Annotated in this window: 12 protein-coding genes; 5 read left to right on the forward strand and 7 right to left on the reverse strand. The window is 59.9% G+C overall.

Annotated features, from left to right (window positions below):
• Window position 1: 1 nt before the first annotated feature.
• From gspL to gorA, 4 genes are all read left to right on the forward strand, one after another.
• Window positions 2-1,306, forward strand: a complete 1,305-nt coding sequence (gene gspL / locus BM344_RS01345; protein WP_091985138.1) for a type II secretion system protein GspL — start codon at window positions 2-4, stop codon at window positions 1,304-1,306.
• 4 nt (window positions 1,307-1,310) lie between these two features.
• Window positions 1,311-1,841, forward strand: coding sequence for a type II secretion system protein GspM (gene gspM, locus BM344_RS01350; RefSeq protein WP_091985141.1), 531 nt, complete (start codon window positions 1,311-1,313; stop codon window positions 1,839-1,841).
• Between the two features lie 68 nt (window positions 1,842-1,909).
• Window positions 1,910-2,581, forward strand: coding sequence for a GNAT family N-acetyltransferase (locus BM344_RS01355; RefSeq protein ID WP_091985143.1), 672 nt, complete (start codon window positions 1,910-1,912; stop codon window positions 2,579-2,581).
• Window positions 2,582-2,595: 14 nt separating this feature from the next.
• Window positions 2,596-3,972: a glutathione-disulfide reductase gene (gene gorA / locus BM344_RS01360; RefSeq protein WP_228143517.1), complete on the forward strand. Its 1,377-nt coding sequence runs from the start codon at window positions 2,596-2,598 to the stop codon at window positions 3,970-3,972.
• A gap of 42 nt (window positions 3,973-4,014) precedes the next feature.
• On the opposite strand, the gene BM344_RS01365 is transcribed toward gorA, so the two are convergent.
• From BM344_RS01365 to BM344_RS01375, 3 genes are read right to left on the reverse strand one after another with little or no spacing between them, the layout of a single operon-like run.
• Entirely contained in the window at window positions 4,015-5,958 is a 1,944-nt protein-coding gene (locus BM344_RS01365) for an ATP-binding protein (protein ID WP_091985146.1), read from the reverse strand.
• Complete coding sequence (locus BM344_RS01370; protein WP_228143518.1) at window positions 5,951-6,916, reverse strand: ABC transporter substrate-binding protein; 966 nt, start codon at window positions 6,914-6,916, stop codon at window positions 5,951-5,953. The genes BM344_RS01365 and BM344_RS01370 overlap by 8 nt, the downstream gene beginning before the upstream one ends.
• A 50-nt stretch (window positions 6,917-6,966) precedes the next feature.
• Complete coding sequence (locus tag BM344_RS01375; RefSeq protein ID WP_228143519.1) at window positions 6,967-9,066, reverse strand: TonB-dependent receptor plug domain-containing protein; 2,100 nt, start codon at window positions 9,064-9,066, stop codon at window positions 6,967-6,969.
• 206 nt (window positions 9,067-9,272) lie between these two features.
• On the opposite strand from BM344_RS01375, the gene BM344_RS01380 reads away from it, so the two are divergent.
• A complete protein-coding gene (locus tag BM344_RS01380; protein ID WP_091985151.1) occupies window positions 9,273-9,956 on the forward strand; it encodes a molecular chaperone DnaJ in 684 nt (227 codons plus the stop codon).
• A gap of 45 nt (window positions 9,957-10,001) precedes the next feature.
• Here BM344_RS01380 and BM344_RS01385 read toward each other — a convergent pair whose 3' ends face one another.
• The 4 genes from BM344_RS01385 to BM344_RS01400 form a co-directional block, all read right to left on the reverse strand.
• Window positions 10,002-10,997, reverse strand: a complete 996-nt coding sequence (locus BM344_RS01385; RefSeq protein WP_091985153.1) for a bile acid:sodium symporter family protein — start codon at window positions 10,995-10,997, stop codon at window positions 10,002-10,004.
• A 3-nt stretch (window positions 10,998-11,000) separates the two neighbouring features.
• Complete coding sequence (locus BM344_RS01390) at window positions 11,001-11,678, reverse strand: FadR/GntR family transcriptional regulator (protein ID WP_091985156.1); 678 nt, start codon at window positions 11,676-11,678, stop codon at window positions 11,001-11,003.
• Between the two features lie 79 nt (window positions 11,679-11,757).
• Window positions 11,758-13,245, reverse strand: a complete 1,488-nt coding sequence (locus tag BM344_RS01395) for a flavin-containing monooxygenase (protein ID WP_091985158.1) — start codon at window positions 13,243-13,245, stop codon at window positions 11,758-11,760.
• A gap of 90 nt (window positions 13,246-13,335) precedes the next feature.
• Complete coding sequence (locus BM344_RS01400; RefSeq protein ID WP_091985160.1) at window positions 13,336-14,247, reverse strand: LysR family transcriptional regulator; 912 nt, start codon at window positions 14,245-14,247, stop codon at window positions 13,336-13,338.
• Window positions 14,248-14,287 lie beyond the last annotated feature (40 nt).

A 14,287-nucleotide genomic window follows, 5' to 3' on the forward strand; every position in this document is an offset into this window, starting at 1 on the left:
CATGTCTTACCGCCTTTATGTTCGCCCGATTCCACCGTTCGCGGACGTTGATCAGGATCCGGATGCCCAGCTGTTCAACTGGGTATTGCACGATGCCAGTGGTGACTCCCAGGCCCGGGGCAGCGGTGACAGCCGCGATCGAATCGAGCAGACGCTGGCGCAGAACGCGCTCGACAATGTGCTGCTGATTGGCCTGATTCCGGGTGAGGAAGCTCTTTATTGCCTGGCCGACATTCCGGCCAGGCAGAGCCGGTTTATCCGGCAGGCGCTGCCCTATGCGGTGGAGGAGCAGATTGCCCAGGACATCGATTCCGTTCATCTGGCGCTCGGGAAACACACAGACGCCGGTTATCGGGTGGCGGCGATTGATCGGGAGCAGATGGCGCAGTGGGTGCAGCTGTTCAGCGACTGGGACCACGTGCGCCTCGACGCCATTTTCCCGGATGCGGCATTGTTGCCCAGAACCGAGGGCGGCTGGTCCATCTGCCTGGATGGCGAGGCGGCGATGATGATCAGCGACCGGGGCGAATGGCTCAGCATGCAGTCGGCCAATCTGGGCATGTTTGCCCACACCCTGGCAGCACCGTCGGCCGAGGAGGTGGTCGCCGAGATTCCCGTTACCCTGTACGGCACCGAAGAGGAGCTGGAGGTTCAGCAGTCGGCCATTTCCGAATTGGGCGCCTCCGGCCGCCTCGCTCTTCGTACCGAAACCCTCGAACTCATGCCGCTGGAGTTGCTGGCTCATGCCTACCATCATCACCTGTGCGAGCCGATTAATCTGTGCCAGGGGGTGTTTGCCGCCAATTCTGATCGGGCAAGTCCGCTTCGCCCCTGGAAACCCCTGATCGCCGTTGCTGCCGTGTGGTTCGGGGTTCAGGTCGCTCTCAATGTGGGTATGGGGATCTACTACCAGAACCAGGCGGACCAGCTACGGGCGGAAGCCATGGCCATATACCGGGATGCCTTTCCGAACGATCGTCGCACCCATGCCGGGAACGTGCAGCGGGTGATTGAAGGTCAGCTTCGGGTGGCTGGCACCAGCGGGCCCGACATGGGCTTTATCACCCTCATGAAATACACCGGCCAGCAATACGCCCAACTGCCCGGTACCCGGTCTGTGAACTTCAATTCGGTCAACTACAGCCGGTCCCGGGGCGAGTTGATTGTTGATGTTCGGGCCGACAGCTATGATCGGCTGAGTGCCCTGCGCAACGGCCTGGCAAGCCAGGGGCTGGAAGCGCAGATTGGCTCGGTGGTAAACGAAGCCAGCGGTGCCCGCGGCCGTTTGACGGTTTCTGGAGGTTGAACCCATGTTTTCTCGACTCAAGGATCAGCCCGCCGTTGGCAAACTGATTGCCCAGTATGACCAGTTGCCGAGACGCGACCAGCAGGCGCTCGGGGCGCTCGCGGTGGCAGTGTTTCTGGCCATTCTCTATTTTGCGGTATGGCAGCCGGCGGCCGAGTTTCAGGAACAAGCGGTCAGCGCCCGGGAGAACGCCGGGGAACTGCTGGCCTGGATGCAAGCCAACGAGCAGACCATCCGGCGCCTGGGTGGCGCTGGCAGTGATACGCAGGCGGCATCCGTAGACAAGCCGGCGGATGGCCGGGCCCTGATGGCGCTGGTTACGCGCTCGGCGGGCGAAGCGGGGCTTTCCCTGCAACGGTTTGAGCCCAGTGGCGAAGACGCCATTCGGGTCTGGCTGGAAAACGCGCCGTTTGCCGAGGTGGCCGCGTGGCTGGAAAGGCTGAGCGCGGATCATGGCGTGGTTATAGACCAGGCTGCCATGGACCGGGCCAATGAACCGGGGCGGGTATCTGTTCGTTTAACGCTGACGATCTGATCCAGTGCGCGGATTTAACAAGAATAACTCCGGGCCGGTTTCCGGAACTGCAACAGGAGTAGGACGCCATGACCAACGGTAGCGACAACAGGAATCAGCCTGAGCCTGTCATTGTTCGGCTGGATGAAACCGCGGCTAACGAGGCCCGGTCCATTCTCTATCATGCCTACCGGAATGAACCGACGTTCCAGTACCTGTTTGACCATCGCCGGCCGGGCTATGAGCAGCGGGTCAGGGCCACGATCCGGGAACTGATCGACCTGTACTACGAGTTGCGGCAGGACGCGGTGGGAGTGATGGTGAACGACACCCTGGTTGCGGTCGCCTTCATTGGTGATCCGGAACTGCGGATGAACCTGGCTGACCAGTTCAGCTGGCGCATCCGGATGGTGCTGACCACGGGGTTTGCCGCCACCCGCCGCTACCTGGATTATCACCAGAAGATTCGCGATCTGTTGCCGCAACCCCTGGCTCACCAGTTGCCCCTGATGGGCGTGAATCCGGCGTATCAGAATCGCGGCTATGGCCGGCTGTTGCTGAAAACCGTCGAACGCCTTTGTTCGGAGAATCCCCGGGGCAGTGGTCTTGTGCTGGACACCGGCAACAGCCGCTACCTGCCGTTTTACGAATCCGAGGGTTTCCGAAGCCTGGGCAAGATCCAGCTTGGGGATTTTGAAGATCATGTGCTGTTCCGTGAAGTTCAACCGGAAAGCAAATCGGCCGCGCCCGGCCAGAACTGACGTTTCATTTGGTAATGGGAGTTGCTGTGTCTGACCAGCAGGAATTTGATCTGATCGTCATTGGAGCCGGCTCCGGCGGGGTTCGGCTTGCCCGCATGTCTGCCCAGCGTGGCGCCAAAGTGGCCGTGGTGGAATCCCGGTATCTCGGCGGTACCTGTGTCAATGTCGGATGCGTACCCAAAAAGCTGTTCGTCTACGGCGCCCACGTGCATGAAGACCTGGAGGACGCCGCCGGTTATGGCTGGCAGGTTCCCCTGGGCGATGTCCGCTTTGACTGGCCCAAACTGGTCGCCAACAAGAACGCCGAGATCGAACGGCTCAATGGCATCTACGGCCGCCTTCTGGAGAACGCCGGCGTGACCATCATCCAGGGTACCGCGACCCTGAGGGATGCCAACACCGTGGTGGTCGGTGACCATACCTACAAGGCGAAGCACATCACCGTGGCGACCGGCAGCTGGCCGGTGGTGCCGGACGTTCCCGGGAAGGAATGCATCCTGACCTCCAACGAGATGTTCTATCTGCCGCAACTGCCCAAGCATGCCGTGGTGTGGGGTGGCGGTTATATCGCCGTGGAGTTTGCCGGTATCCTGGCCGGGCTGGGTGTTGAAACCACACTGCTGTATCGGGGCGATCTGTTCCTCAGAGGTTTTGACGGCGATATCCGTCGCTTTACCGAGCAGGAAATGCGCAAGAAAGGCATTAACCTGAGATTTGGCGTGACGATTGAGTCCGTGGAAGCGGAAAACGCCCATTACCGGGTACATCTCAATAACGGCGAAACCCTTGAAACGGGGCTGGTGATGGCGGCCACCGGGCGTCGGGCGCTGGTGGATGGCCTCGGGCTTACCGATCTCGGTGTTCAGCTCAGCGGCTCGGGGCATGTGGTGGTGGACAAACACTTCCAGACCGCCGTTCCCTCCATTACCGCTCTGGGTGATGTGATTGGTACGCCGCAACTGACTCCGGTGGCACTGGCCCAGGCCATGGTGCTTTCCCGCCGGCTGTTTGGTGACGGCCAGGGTGAGATGGATTACTCGGCCATACCAACGGCGGTCTTCTGCCAGCCCAATATCGGCACCGTTGGCCTCACCGAGGAAGAGGCGAGGGAGGCGGGCCACAGACTACGGATCTACCGTTCGGAATTCAGGCCCATGAAGCACACGCTGAGTGGCCGGGATGAGCGATGCCTGATGAAGCTGGTGGTGGATGACCAGACCGACCGCGTTCTGGGCGCCCATATGGTGGGGCCGGATGCCGGAGAGATTACCCAGGGGCTGGCCGTGGCCATCAAGGCCGGGGCCACCAAGGCCCAGTTCGACGCCACCCTGGGCATTCACCCCACCTCCGCCGAAGAGTTCGTTACCATGCGGGAACCGGTAGCGAGTTAGGGCCCGGGCTCCGGCGTCCGTCCCTCTGGGCGCCGGCTTCTGCTACAGCTGGATCCAGCGGCTCAGGGTTTCCCGCAGATTCTCTTTGCGCACCGGTTTGGCGATGTAGTCATTCATGCCGCACTCGAGACAGGTTCTCTCCGTTCCGGGAAGGACGTCGGCGGTCAGGGCGATGATGGGTGTTCCTGTCTGGCCGTTGCTCTTCTCCCACTCACGGATGTAGCGGGTGGCCTCGTACCCGTCCATCACCGGCATCTGACAGTCCATCAGGATAATGTCGTAACCGGTGTGATTGTTGGTCACTTTCTCCAGTGCTTCCTTGCCGTTATTGGCAGAGTCCGTCTGGAATCCCAGCCGCGTGAGCATGGCCGTCGCCACCCGCTGGTTGACCGGGTTGTCTTCCACCACCAAAGCGTGGCTGACCTTGTCGGCCGGTTCCCGTGCGACCGGTGAAGCGGGAGCGGAACGGACGCCCGGGTTGGCAAGCTCGAACGGCAGCTCAAAGCGGAAGGAGGAGCCTTTGCCCAGATCCGTTTCCACCTGAATGTGGCCGCCCATCAGTTCCACCAGACGCTGCACCAGCGACAGGCCGAGGCCGGTGCCGCCGTACAGTCGGCTGTTGCCGCCATCCAGTTGCTCGAAGGAGTTGAAGATGTCCGGCAGGCGCTCCGAGGGTATGCCTGAGCCGGAGTCGCTCACCGTGCAGTTGAGGATTACGCAGTTTTCCTCAAGGGGGAAGGAGCCTGCCTGGATGTTAATGAACCCATCCCCGGTAAACTTGATGGCATTGTCGATCAGGCAGGCCAGCACCTGCCTGAGGCGCGCCGGGTCCCCGATCACCCTTGGGTTGTCCGGCCAGTCTCCGTAAAACGTGAGATTGAGTGCCAGGCCCTGCTGTTCGGACATGTAGCGGAACGTGGCGGTGCAGTTGGAGATCAACTGTTTCAGGTCGAATTCCTGATTCTCGAGCTGCAGGGTGCCGCTGTCGACCCGGGAATAGTCCAGGATGTCACCGATTACGGTGAGCAGGTCTTCCGTGGACTGTCTGGCGGTATTCAGATAGTCGCGCTGGCGATGGGTGAGGGGCTCTTCCTGGATCAGGTCGACCATCCCGAGTACGCCGTTGAGCGGGGTCCGTAATTCGTGGCTCATGGTGGCCAGAAACTCGGACTTTGCCTGGTTGGCCGCCTCGGCCTTTTCGCGCGCGTGTTCAGAGGCCGCCACGGTTTGATCCCTGGCTGTTTTCAGGTCGACGAGGTGGCTGGCCAACTGGTTAAGCTGCTTCTCGATCTCGACCACTTCCCGGGAGGTCTGGTGGGTATTCAAGGGGCGTTCCCGGTAATCACCGCTGGTAAGTTTGCCTATGCGGCCGGCGAGATCCCGGATGGGTGCCAGGATCGTTCCCAGGTAATGATTGATGATCAGTATGGTGAAGATCAGCAGGGAGATCCCGACCGCAATGGAGGTCCACAGAATGTCATGGCGCCGGTTGGTCAGCACATCGACGTCAACGCCCACCTCCACGGTGCCGACCCTCAATGAGCCACCACCAAAGCCATAATCCGGCTCAAACCATTCCGCAGTGCGGCCCGAGCCCATCTCCAGCGGCTGCTGCAGGATTTCGGACTCGTACACATAATAATCCTGGTGTTTGGCCTCCAGGTTTACCGGGCCATTGGAAACAAAACCGAGCTGCTCACCCATCACATCGGTTACACGAATCCAGTCTGTTTTGCTGCGTCGCAACGACTGGGACAGGATCTGTTCCAGGGCTTCGGTGTTCCCGGACACGACCGCGTATTCCAGGGCCGGGGCCAGGCTGTCAGCCAGGAGCTGACCGCTTTCCGCCAGGTCCTTGCGAGCGTCGGCCAATCGGGCCGAGGTGAAGAACACCATCAACACGATGAACATAACCACCGCCGGCAGGGCGCCAAGCAGCAGGAGCTTACGGGAAAGCGGGCGTTGCTGAGCCGACCTTCTAGTCATCCGCCGTCTCCCCCTCATTCGCCAACTGGGCGTTTACCCGCTCGGCGATCTCGCCCCGGCCCGGCAAGGGAATGTTCATGGACCTGGCCACCTGCTCGTTGATCTCTACCCGGTACTGCTCCGGATAAGTGGGTTCCGGAAAGGCGCCGGACTCAAAGAACTCGGCCAGGTAGTCGCCGGTCAGGCGAGCCATTTCAGGAAATGGTGCATAGCTTGACGCCAACGCGCCGGCCTTGACATAAGCCTGCGACGGTCCGATGACAATCTGATTGCGGCGATAGGCTGTCAGCAGGATATGTTTGATGGTGCGCGGGTTGTAAATGGCACTGTCAGGCGCTGCCAGTAGAAAGTCACCATACCCCAGGGCCCTTACCAGTGTGGGGATAAGGCGATCAGGACGCTCTACCAGAAATACCCGGGCCTCCAGCCCGAAGCGAGGGAGTTCATCGATCAGTGGTTCGTACAGTTCCACGGAATCGGCGGTGGCCAAGAGGGCAATCTTGGTCGCCTGGGGCAGTATGGCCTTGCCGGTCAGAGCCTGGCGAATCAGCGGAATATCATAATAAACCGCTGAGATCTGGCCCGGAGCGCGCTCGGCAAACGAGCTGATGAATTCCCTGTCTACCAGGGTCGCCAGTATGGGAGCCGAACGGCTGGCCTGGCGCACGCGTGTGAAGGCCGCGGGCCCGACGGTCACAATGGGCCGGGAGGTGATGGCCGGCAGGTGGTCGTCAGACACTTTTTCTAGCGTGGTATCAGCAGGAAGCTCCTGTTCCAGCAATTGGACCAGGTGCTGGTCAAGGGCGGCGTTGCCCGAGCCTGCGAAGTAGACCGTCTGTACGGACGGTTCCTGGGCCGCTGCCATCGGTACCAGCAGCGCCAGAAAAAGAAACGCTAGTGCACGGTGCGCCACCGGAAGGAGGCGTAACGAGCGCTGATCAGTTTGTCGCACTTCCATGCTATAACTACGTTCCATACCGTCCGGGGTTCACGTTGTCCCTGTTAGACTCAGAAACGGATTCCAGCCTCAACGAAGAACTGGTTGTGATCCTCAATCCGGTTGTCCGGGCTGATCCATGGCTTGGGATTGAGGTAATGCTGCATGACAAAAGCCAGAACATAACTATAGTCGGTTCTGTCTACTCGACGGGCGAGCCGGAAATCGGCGCGCTCAAATCGGGTATTACGAACTTCGTTGGTCCAATAAAAAGCGGTCGAGCCCATGAACCCGGCGGGCAGATCCTGTATCCAGGCAAAACTGCCCGAATCTCTGGCAGAGAGTCGACCCAGAAGATCGACAGCGCGCCGCTGTGCTCTTTCTGGCAGAGCGTTCGGGTCACCCGTGTACCGACCGTCCTGTTCGAGGTAAGCATACGTGGCCCTCAGACGGGTGCCGGAAAAGTCCAGGGACGCTTCCAGCTCCGCGCCTTCCTGCTCCAAAGCCACGTTGTTGGCGATGTACCATTCCTCTTCGTTGATTACGCCGCTTATCATGTCCCGAAAGTAGTCGTTGAAGTACCTAATCTCCACCGACAGCAGTGCACGATCAAGGTGGAACTGTCCGAAGTAGCTAATTTCCCTCGATGTAATCCACTCCTCCTCCAGTTCCTGGCCGTAGGTGGAGGTGGTTGGATCCAGCAGGTCTTCCACCAGTATGCGTTGGCCTTCAAGGGCTTCGAACGGCGGGCGAACGTTGCTCGGGCGGTAGGACCAGTCCGGTTCCTGCTCGAAGGCGTCGGGTGTTCTCACCGCTCTTGAGAAGACGAAACGTAGCGCATGGTTGTTGTTGAAGATGAAGTTGGCAGCGGCCCGTGGAGAGAAATAGTCCTCGTTGGTGGTCGTGGTCTGCTCCCAGTTGCCGCCCAGGTTAAACGTGAGCCATCGGTACGGCGAATACTCGGTATTGGCGAAAATCCGGGACTGGTAGTTGTTACCTTCACCATTGAAAAAAGTTTCAGAATCGAAGGTGTCTTTTCGATAACCCACGCCGGAAACGAGTTTCAGCTGGTCGCTGAAAATCAGGGTGTCCTGGATCTCGATTTCCTGACGGGTCTCTTCGATGTCTTCATTCAGATCCGCTATGAAAGGACCCTGGTTCTCTGGGAACGGTGGGAACTCCGGTGGCAGCAGCGCATTTATATTGGCCGCGGGAATCGATACCGACCAACGCTGTCTCTGGCGCTGGTTCTGGTAGCTGGCCTGGACATGGTAGAAATGGCGCTCGGAGGTTGCTCCGTTGAAGCGGACGTGCAAATAGTAGTCGTCCATCAGGATGTCGGGGTTGGTGGTCGCCCCGAGCTTGCCGGATTTTTCCAGATCCTCCTCGTTCACGCCTTCAAGTGCGCCGGCGCGAAACTCGACGGAATGCTGTCGGTCTACCCGTACCACGCTGTCGAAATTGAAGTTGTTAATATCGTGGCCGTCGTGGAACGGAATCTCTTCGCCACCGTCTACCTGATTGTCAAAACCGTTGGATTTGCGCTTCTCGTAAGAAAGTCGCCAGCTTTTATCGTTGTCTGCGTCGCCAACGGAGGTAAAGGTTCGCAGATAGCCCCGGGACCCGGCGGATGCAAACGCTTCGACCCCCGCGGTATCCTGGGGCGAGCGGGTGATGATGTTGATGCTGCCGAGGAAGGCGTTGATCCCGTAGGCCGCTGAATTGGGGCCACGGCTTACCTCGATGCGCTCGATGTTTTCGATAGCTACCGGCATCGAGAGCCAGTCAACATCCGCAAGGCTGATCCGGTACGCGGTGCGACCGTCAATCTGGACCTGAAGCCGACGCTGTTCGTATTGGGAGGTGCCGTGGTACGTTGCCACCGGGTTGGTGCTACCCCAGTGGCCCACGACCATGCCGGGCACCAGCCGGAGGGCTTCCTGAAGGTTCCGGATTCCGAGTTCGCGGATCATGTCCCCGGTGATGATGGTGGTGGTACCGGGGACCCGAAGCTTGGACTGGCGCAGACGTGTGGTTGTGAGCACTTCGGGAATTTCGGTCTGCTCTCCGTGTAATGCCAGCAAACCAGCGGTCAGGTCGGGTGAGTCAGGCTGTCCATGCCCAGCGAGTGGAAAAAGGGTGAGAGCGAGCGCGGCGCCGAAAACGGTCATGTTCGAACCGTGGCTACGCACCGACAATATTTTTTTAGAATGATGCATGGTGGACGTTTTATACTTTGCCAAGTTCAGTTGTCTGGGGACCCGTAGCCGGGTGAAAGTCTTATCGAGTGTTTTGTCTTTTCGGGACTATCGTAAGGGACTACAGGCGTTTTGTCTCTCCAAAATGTAATGAATGTCAGGCTTGGAGTTCAGGTTGTATGAATTGTTGGGAGATCCTCGGAATTGACCCTACCGGCGACCGCCGGAAAATCCAGGATGCGTACGAGCAGCAGCTCAAATTCGCCTCCGACGAGGAGGCCCGGCGACTGGACCAGGCGTTCCGCGAGGCGGTTGGCGAAGCCCCCGAGCCCGCGCCGGAAACCCGAAGCGAGGCAACTCCGGAGCTGCCGGAAACCGGCACGCCAGTGTCTTCTGCCGCGCCAGAGCCGGCTGCAGAGTCCTCAAACCGTCCGCTCGATGCCAATGAAGGGCAGGTGGTGCGAGAGGTCGTCATACAGATCAAAGCGCTACTTAATGATGCAACCCGCAGCAAGGACGCCGGCATCTGGAAGGCCATTCTGTGCGAGCCACCGGCGGACGAGCCTGCACTGCGCGCGGAAATCGGTCGGCAGCTTGAGCCACAGCTCAGGCCCATGGCTGAAAACGGGTCCTTCCCATCGCCCGTTGCTCACTTCCTTGGGGAGTGGTTTGGCTGGTTCAGCCCGGAGCAGGCACCGCACCCGCTGGACGGGCGCCTTGGTGGGGAGGGCGCCGAGGGTGAGGAGTCCGAAGAGTTGCCGGAACAGCCGCCCCAGATGGTGAACTTCTGGCCGGCCGTGATCGGCTGGATTGTCGGCCTGGTCATTCTGGCCTCGCTGTTTGGCGGTATGGGAGGCGGCTGAGGCCTCCCTTCCTTCAGCTCGCCAGCTCGTCAACCCGCACGCCGGTCAACCGGTCTTTTCCGCGTTGGCCCGCTCGATCTTTTCCCGGTATTTCTGCGCGAGAATCGCCCCCACAATCACCTGAATCTGGTTGTAGCACATGATCGGAAGCACGATCATGCCGAAGCCCGGGTGGCCGGAGAACAGCACCTTGGCCATCGGCAGGCCTGAAGCCAGGCTTTTCTTGGAGCCGCAGAATACCACCGCCGCCTCATCCTCCAGGCTGAAGCCGAAGCGTCGTACCAGAAACCGCGCCAGCACCATGAACAGAAGCAGCAGGCCAAGGCAAAGCAGGATCGCCAGAACAATGGCCTGCACGGGCAGGTTCTGCCAGAGTCCGCTCTCCACCGAGTGGGAAAACGCCGAGTAAACAATCAGCCAGATAACGCACTGATCGTAGCGGGCCATGAGGTGTTCGTTGCGGGACAGGAATCCGCCGAGCCAGGGACGCATGGCATGCCCGACCGCAAAGGGGAGCAGCAGCTGCATCACAATGTCCTTCAGTGCCTCTGCGATGGAAAAGTCCCCGCCGCCGGAAGTGCTGACCAGGAGCAGGAGCAGAAACGGGGTCAGCATCATGCCGAACACGTTGGACGCAGCCGCGCTGCAGATGGCGGCCGGCACGTTGCCTCGCGCCATGGCGGTATAGGCAATGGAGGAAGACACCGCCGACGGCAGCACACCGAGGTACAAAAAGCCGAGCCCGAGATCCTTTGGCATCCACGCCGGCGCGATGTTGCTCAGCTCGTTGATGGGCAGGGCGACAAGGGGAAAGAAGACGAACGTCAGTGCGGTAATGAGGATGTGCAAGCGCCAGTGGGTCGCACCGGCGATGATCTGATCCCGGGAAAGTGCCGCGCCATGAAAGAAGAAGAGCAGGGCAACGGCTACGGTACCCGCTTTGGCCAGCAAATCACCCGCCTGTCCGGTGGCAGGCAGGAACGTCGCCAGAACAATGGCACCGAGCAAAAGCAGGGTAAAGGTGTCGATACGGAACTTCATGGATTACGTTTCCAGACGCTGAAGGGCCCTGAGGCTGGGAGCGAGCAACTGCCGGGCAAGCTGTTCGGCCTTGCCCGTATCGCGGCGTCGAACGGCGGCCAGCAACAGCTCGTGGTCCTCTTGCGAGGGTTCTGGCAGGTCCGAGTCGGTTTCTGTTTGCTCGATGGTGAGGCTTACCGCATGCGAGAAGTAGTCGTACAGCTCCACCAGTGCGGAATTATGAGACGCCGCCACCAGAGCGTGGTGGAAGGCTTCGTCATGTCGGATACGCAAGGGCAGTACAGCGCCGGCCTTGGCGCGGGCATCGAGCGCATTGGTCATCCTGCGCAGATCCTCGTCGGTGCGGCGCGAGGCCGCCAGCTTTGCCGCTTCGGTTTCAAGCATGATGCGTACCTCCAACTGGTCGGCCAGCTGGGTGCGGGCGATACGCCGCAAGGTTTCGCCGGCATCCCGCGTTGCGCGCACGTACGTGCCATCACCCTGGCGGGTCTCCAGCATGCCCACGTGCACCAACACCCGGACCGCCTCGCGAACGGTGTTGCGGCTCACTCCCAACGATTCCGAGAGCTCCGATTCAACTGGCAGGCGGTCGCCGACTGACCAGACTCGGTCTTCAATGGCGCCTCTCAGGCTCTCTATGGCGGTCTCCACCAGAGATCCCTTACGAATTCTTTGCAACATTGGCCTATCATCCCTCTATCGGATTAACCAATCATCCTATGAATTGCAAGAAACCGCAATAGCTCTGGCCGTGTCCGGCTCAGTGGTTGTTGTGCAATGGATTGATGAACTGATAGTCGGCGGTATCCACTCGCCGGGTTGAAAGGCGGTATGTGAAGGTAAAACCGGGCCAGTTGATGCTGTTGTGGCCGTTTTCGTCCAGGTACCAGGAGGTGCAACCGGAGCTCCAGACCGAGTGCTGCAGGCCTTGCTGGATTACCCGGGTGAATCGGTCCTGACGATCCTGGCGGACATCCATGGCGGCGCCGGGGTACTTCTGCAATGCGTTGATGCACGTGCGGATGTAGCGAAACTGGGATTCCAGCATGTAGACGATGGAGTTGTGGGCCAGGTTGGTGTTCGGGCCATAGAGCATGAACAGGTTGGGAAAGCCGCTGACGGTCATGCCTTTGAAGGCCGACGCTCCGGCTTGCCAGGCCTCGTTGAGGGTTTTGCCGCCCCGACCGATGACCTCAATGGGTGAGAGAAACTCTGAGGCCCGGAACCCGGTGCCACAGATAATGGCATCCACCGGGTAGTGCCTGCCGCTGCGGGTCAGCACACCTTGCTCGTCAATCGCTTTGATTGGGTCCGTCACCAGATCCACATTGGGCCGGTTGATGGCCGGGTACCAGTCATTGGATATCAAAATGCGCTTACAGCCGATCTGGTAGTCGGGAATGATGTGCGCCAGCTTCTCCGGGTCGGTCACGTGTTTTCGGACTTCCCGCCTGGCCTGATTGGCAAACACTTCCAGCAACCCGTTGAACCGCGTGAACGCCAGGGCCCGACTCTCGTTCTTCCAGTAGATCAGGTAGCGATATAGTCGGTCCCAGGCTGGCACTTTCCGAAACAGCGTCTGTTCCCATGCTTTGAACGGCCGGTCGGGCTTGGGTAGCACCCAGGCCGCCGAACGCTGGAACAGGTTGAGCTGCTTTACCTCAGGTGCAATTTCCGGCACGAACTGGATGGCACTGGCCCCGGTGCCAATTACCGCTACCCGTTTGTTCGTCAGGTCGTAATCGTGGTCCCAGCGAGCGGAATGAAACATCCGGCCCTGAAAGCGTTCCAGTCCTTCCAGCTTCGGCCATGCCGGCTGGTTGAGCTGGCCCGTTGCGGTGATCACCACGTCGGCGAGAAGTTGCTCCCCGCTCGCCAGGGTAAGGGTCCAGAGATTGCTCTGATCGTCGAAGCGTGCGGAGGCGACCTCGGCATTGAACCGAAGGTGATCGCCCAACTGGTACCTCTCCACGCAGCGGTGCATGTACCCGAGGATTTCCTGCTGCAGCCCGAACTTGCGGGACCAGTCGTGCTTGGGCTCAAAGGAGAAGGAATAGAAATGCGACTGCACATCGCAGGCCGCGCCCGGATAGGTGTTATCGCGCCAGGTACCGCCCACGTCTTCAGCCTTCTCAAGGATCGTCAGGTTGTTGTAGCCGGCCTGTTTGAGCGTGATGGCCATGCCCAGGCCACCGAAACCGGTACCGATAATGACGATGGCGGGCTGGGAAGGGTTGTGTTGGCTCATCCTGGAGTATCCGGTTTTGTTGTTGTCATGGATTGGGCCCAGTATACGGAGCCGGGAGACACTGATGGATGACTTTTTCTGACAGCGCCGTTAGTAAGAAAGATCAACCGAGTCCTGATTCAGGAAGTTCTCGGCGGGCTGGGCCAGAAGCTCCCGCAGTGCGGCTGTCTGGAACTGCCGGCGTATGCTGATGGCGTAGAACTCCTCGAACACGCCGGGCAGGGCGCCATAGTCCTCAAGGGCACCGCTTCTCAGCTCGTCCCGAACGACCACGGGGGGCATGATGGCGAAGTGTCCGGTGTCCCGGGTCAGAAGTCGCATCATGGCCATGTCGTCCACCTCCGCCGCGATATTTGGCCGCAGCCGGTGATACTCGCAGAGCTGGTCGAAGGCCTGGCGTATGTTGTTGTCCGGGCCAGGCACAATGAGGCTTCTGCCGCGCACAACGTCGGCGAACTCGCCTTCAACCTGTATGCCCGAGGGCCCGATGATGCTGACCGGCTGCTTGGCAATAAGCCGGGAACGCCATGGGTTCTGTTCGCTACCCTGGACGGCCTGATTGGAGAGGATCAGGTCCAGACGATGTGCGGACAGTCGACGGAGCAGCTCGTCAATGTGGCTGCTCTGAAGGCTGAGTTCCAGATCTTCCCGGTCCAGCAAGGGTTGCAGAAAGCCTTCCTGGAAATTTCGTGACAGCGTGGCCACCGCGCCGATCCTGAGCACCTCGCGATTTGGTCGCACCCCGGAATCAAACAGGGCGGACAGCTCTTCGCCCTGTCGGAAGATCTCTTCGGCGTAGGAAAACGCAAGACGTCCGGCCTCCGAGAGCTTCAGGCGTCGTCCCTCACGGATAAACAGGTCATGCCCGAGGCTTTCCTCAAGCTTTCTGATCTGGCCCGACAGCGCCGATTGGGAGATATGGAGCGCATCGGCCGCGCGGGTGAGGTGCCCGGTTCGCGCGACACTCCAGAAGTAGTAGAGGTGATGGTAGTTCAGCTTCATGGCTAACCGTTCTAAAAAATAGAATGAAGTGATAATTATA

The sequence above is a fragment of the Marinobacter gudaonensis genome (assembly GCF_900115175.1).
In the GTDB taxonomy this organism is placed as follows: Bacteria; Pseudomonadota; Gammaproteobacteria; order Pseudomonadales; family Oleiphilaceae; genus Marinobacter; species Marinobacter gudaonensis.

Coding starts and splice junctions, on each gene's coding strand:
- BM344_RS01385 (WP_091985153.1), bottom strand. CDS start 10,997: ATGAAGTTCCGTATCGACACCTTTACCCTGCTTTTGCTCGGTGCCATT.
- gspM (WP_091985141.1), top strand. CDS start 1,311: ATGTTTTCTCGACTCAAGGATCAGCCCGCCGTTGGCAAACTGATTGCC.
- BM344_RS01370 (WP_228143518.1), bottom strand. CDS start 6,916: ATGGAAGTGCGACAAACTGATCAGCGCTCGTTACGCCTCCTTCCGGTG.
- BM344_RS01375 (WP_228143519.1), bottom strand. CDS start 9,066: ATGACCGTTTTCGGCGCCGCGCTCGCTCTCACCCTTTTTCCACTCGCT.
- BM344_RS01380 (WP_091985151.1), top strand. CDS start 9,273: ATGAATTGTTGGGAGATCCTCGGAATTGACCCTACCGGCGACCGCCGG.
- BM344_RS01400 (WP_091985160.1), bottom strand. CDS start 14,247: ATGAAGCTGAACTACCATCACCTCTACTACTTCTGGAGTGTCGCGCGA.
- BM344_RS01365 (WP_091985146.1), bottom strand. CDS start 5,958: ATGACTAGAAGGTCGGCTCAGCAACGCCCGCTTTCCCGTAAGCTCCTG.
- BM344_RS01355 (WP_091985143.1), top strand. CDS start 1,910: ATGACCAACGGTAGCGACAACAGGAATCAGCCTGAGCCTGTCATTGTT.
- BM344_RS01395 (WP_091985158.1), bottom strand. CDS start 13,245: ATGAGCCAACACAACCCTTCCCAGCCCGCCATCGTCATTATCGGTACC.
- gorA (WP_228143517.1), top strand. CDS start 2,596: ATGGGAGTTGCTGTGTCTGACCAGCAGGAATTTGATCTGATCGTCATT.
- BM344_RS01390 (WP_091985156.1), bottom strand. CDS start 11,678: ATGTTGCAAAGAATTCGTAAGGGATCTCTGGTGGAGACCGCCATAGAG.
- gspL (WP_091985138.1), top strand. CDS start 2: ATGTCTTACCGCCTTTATGTTCGCCCGATTCCACCGTTCGCGGACGTT.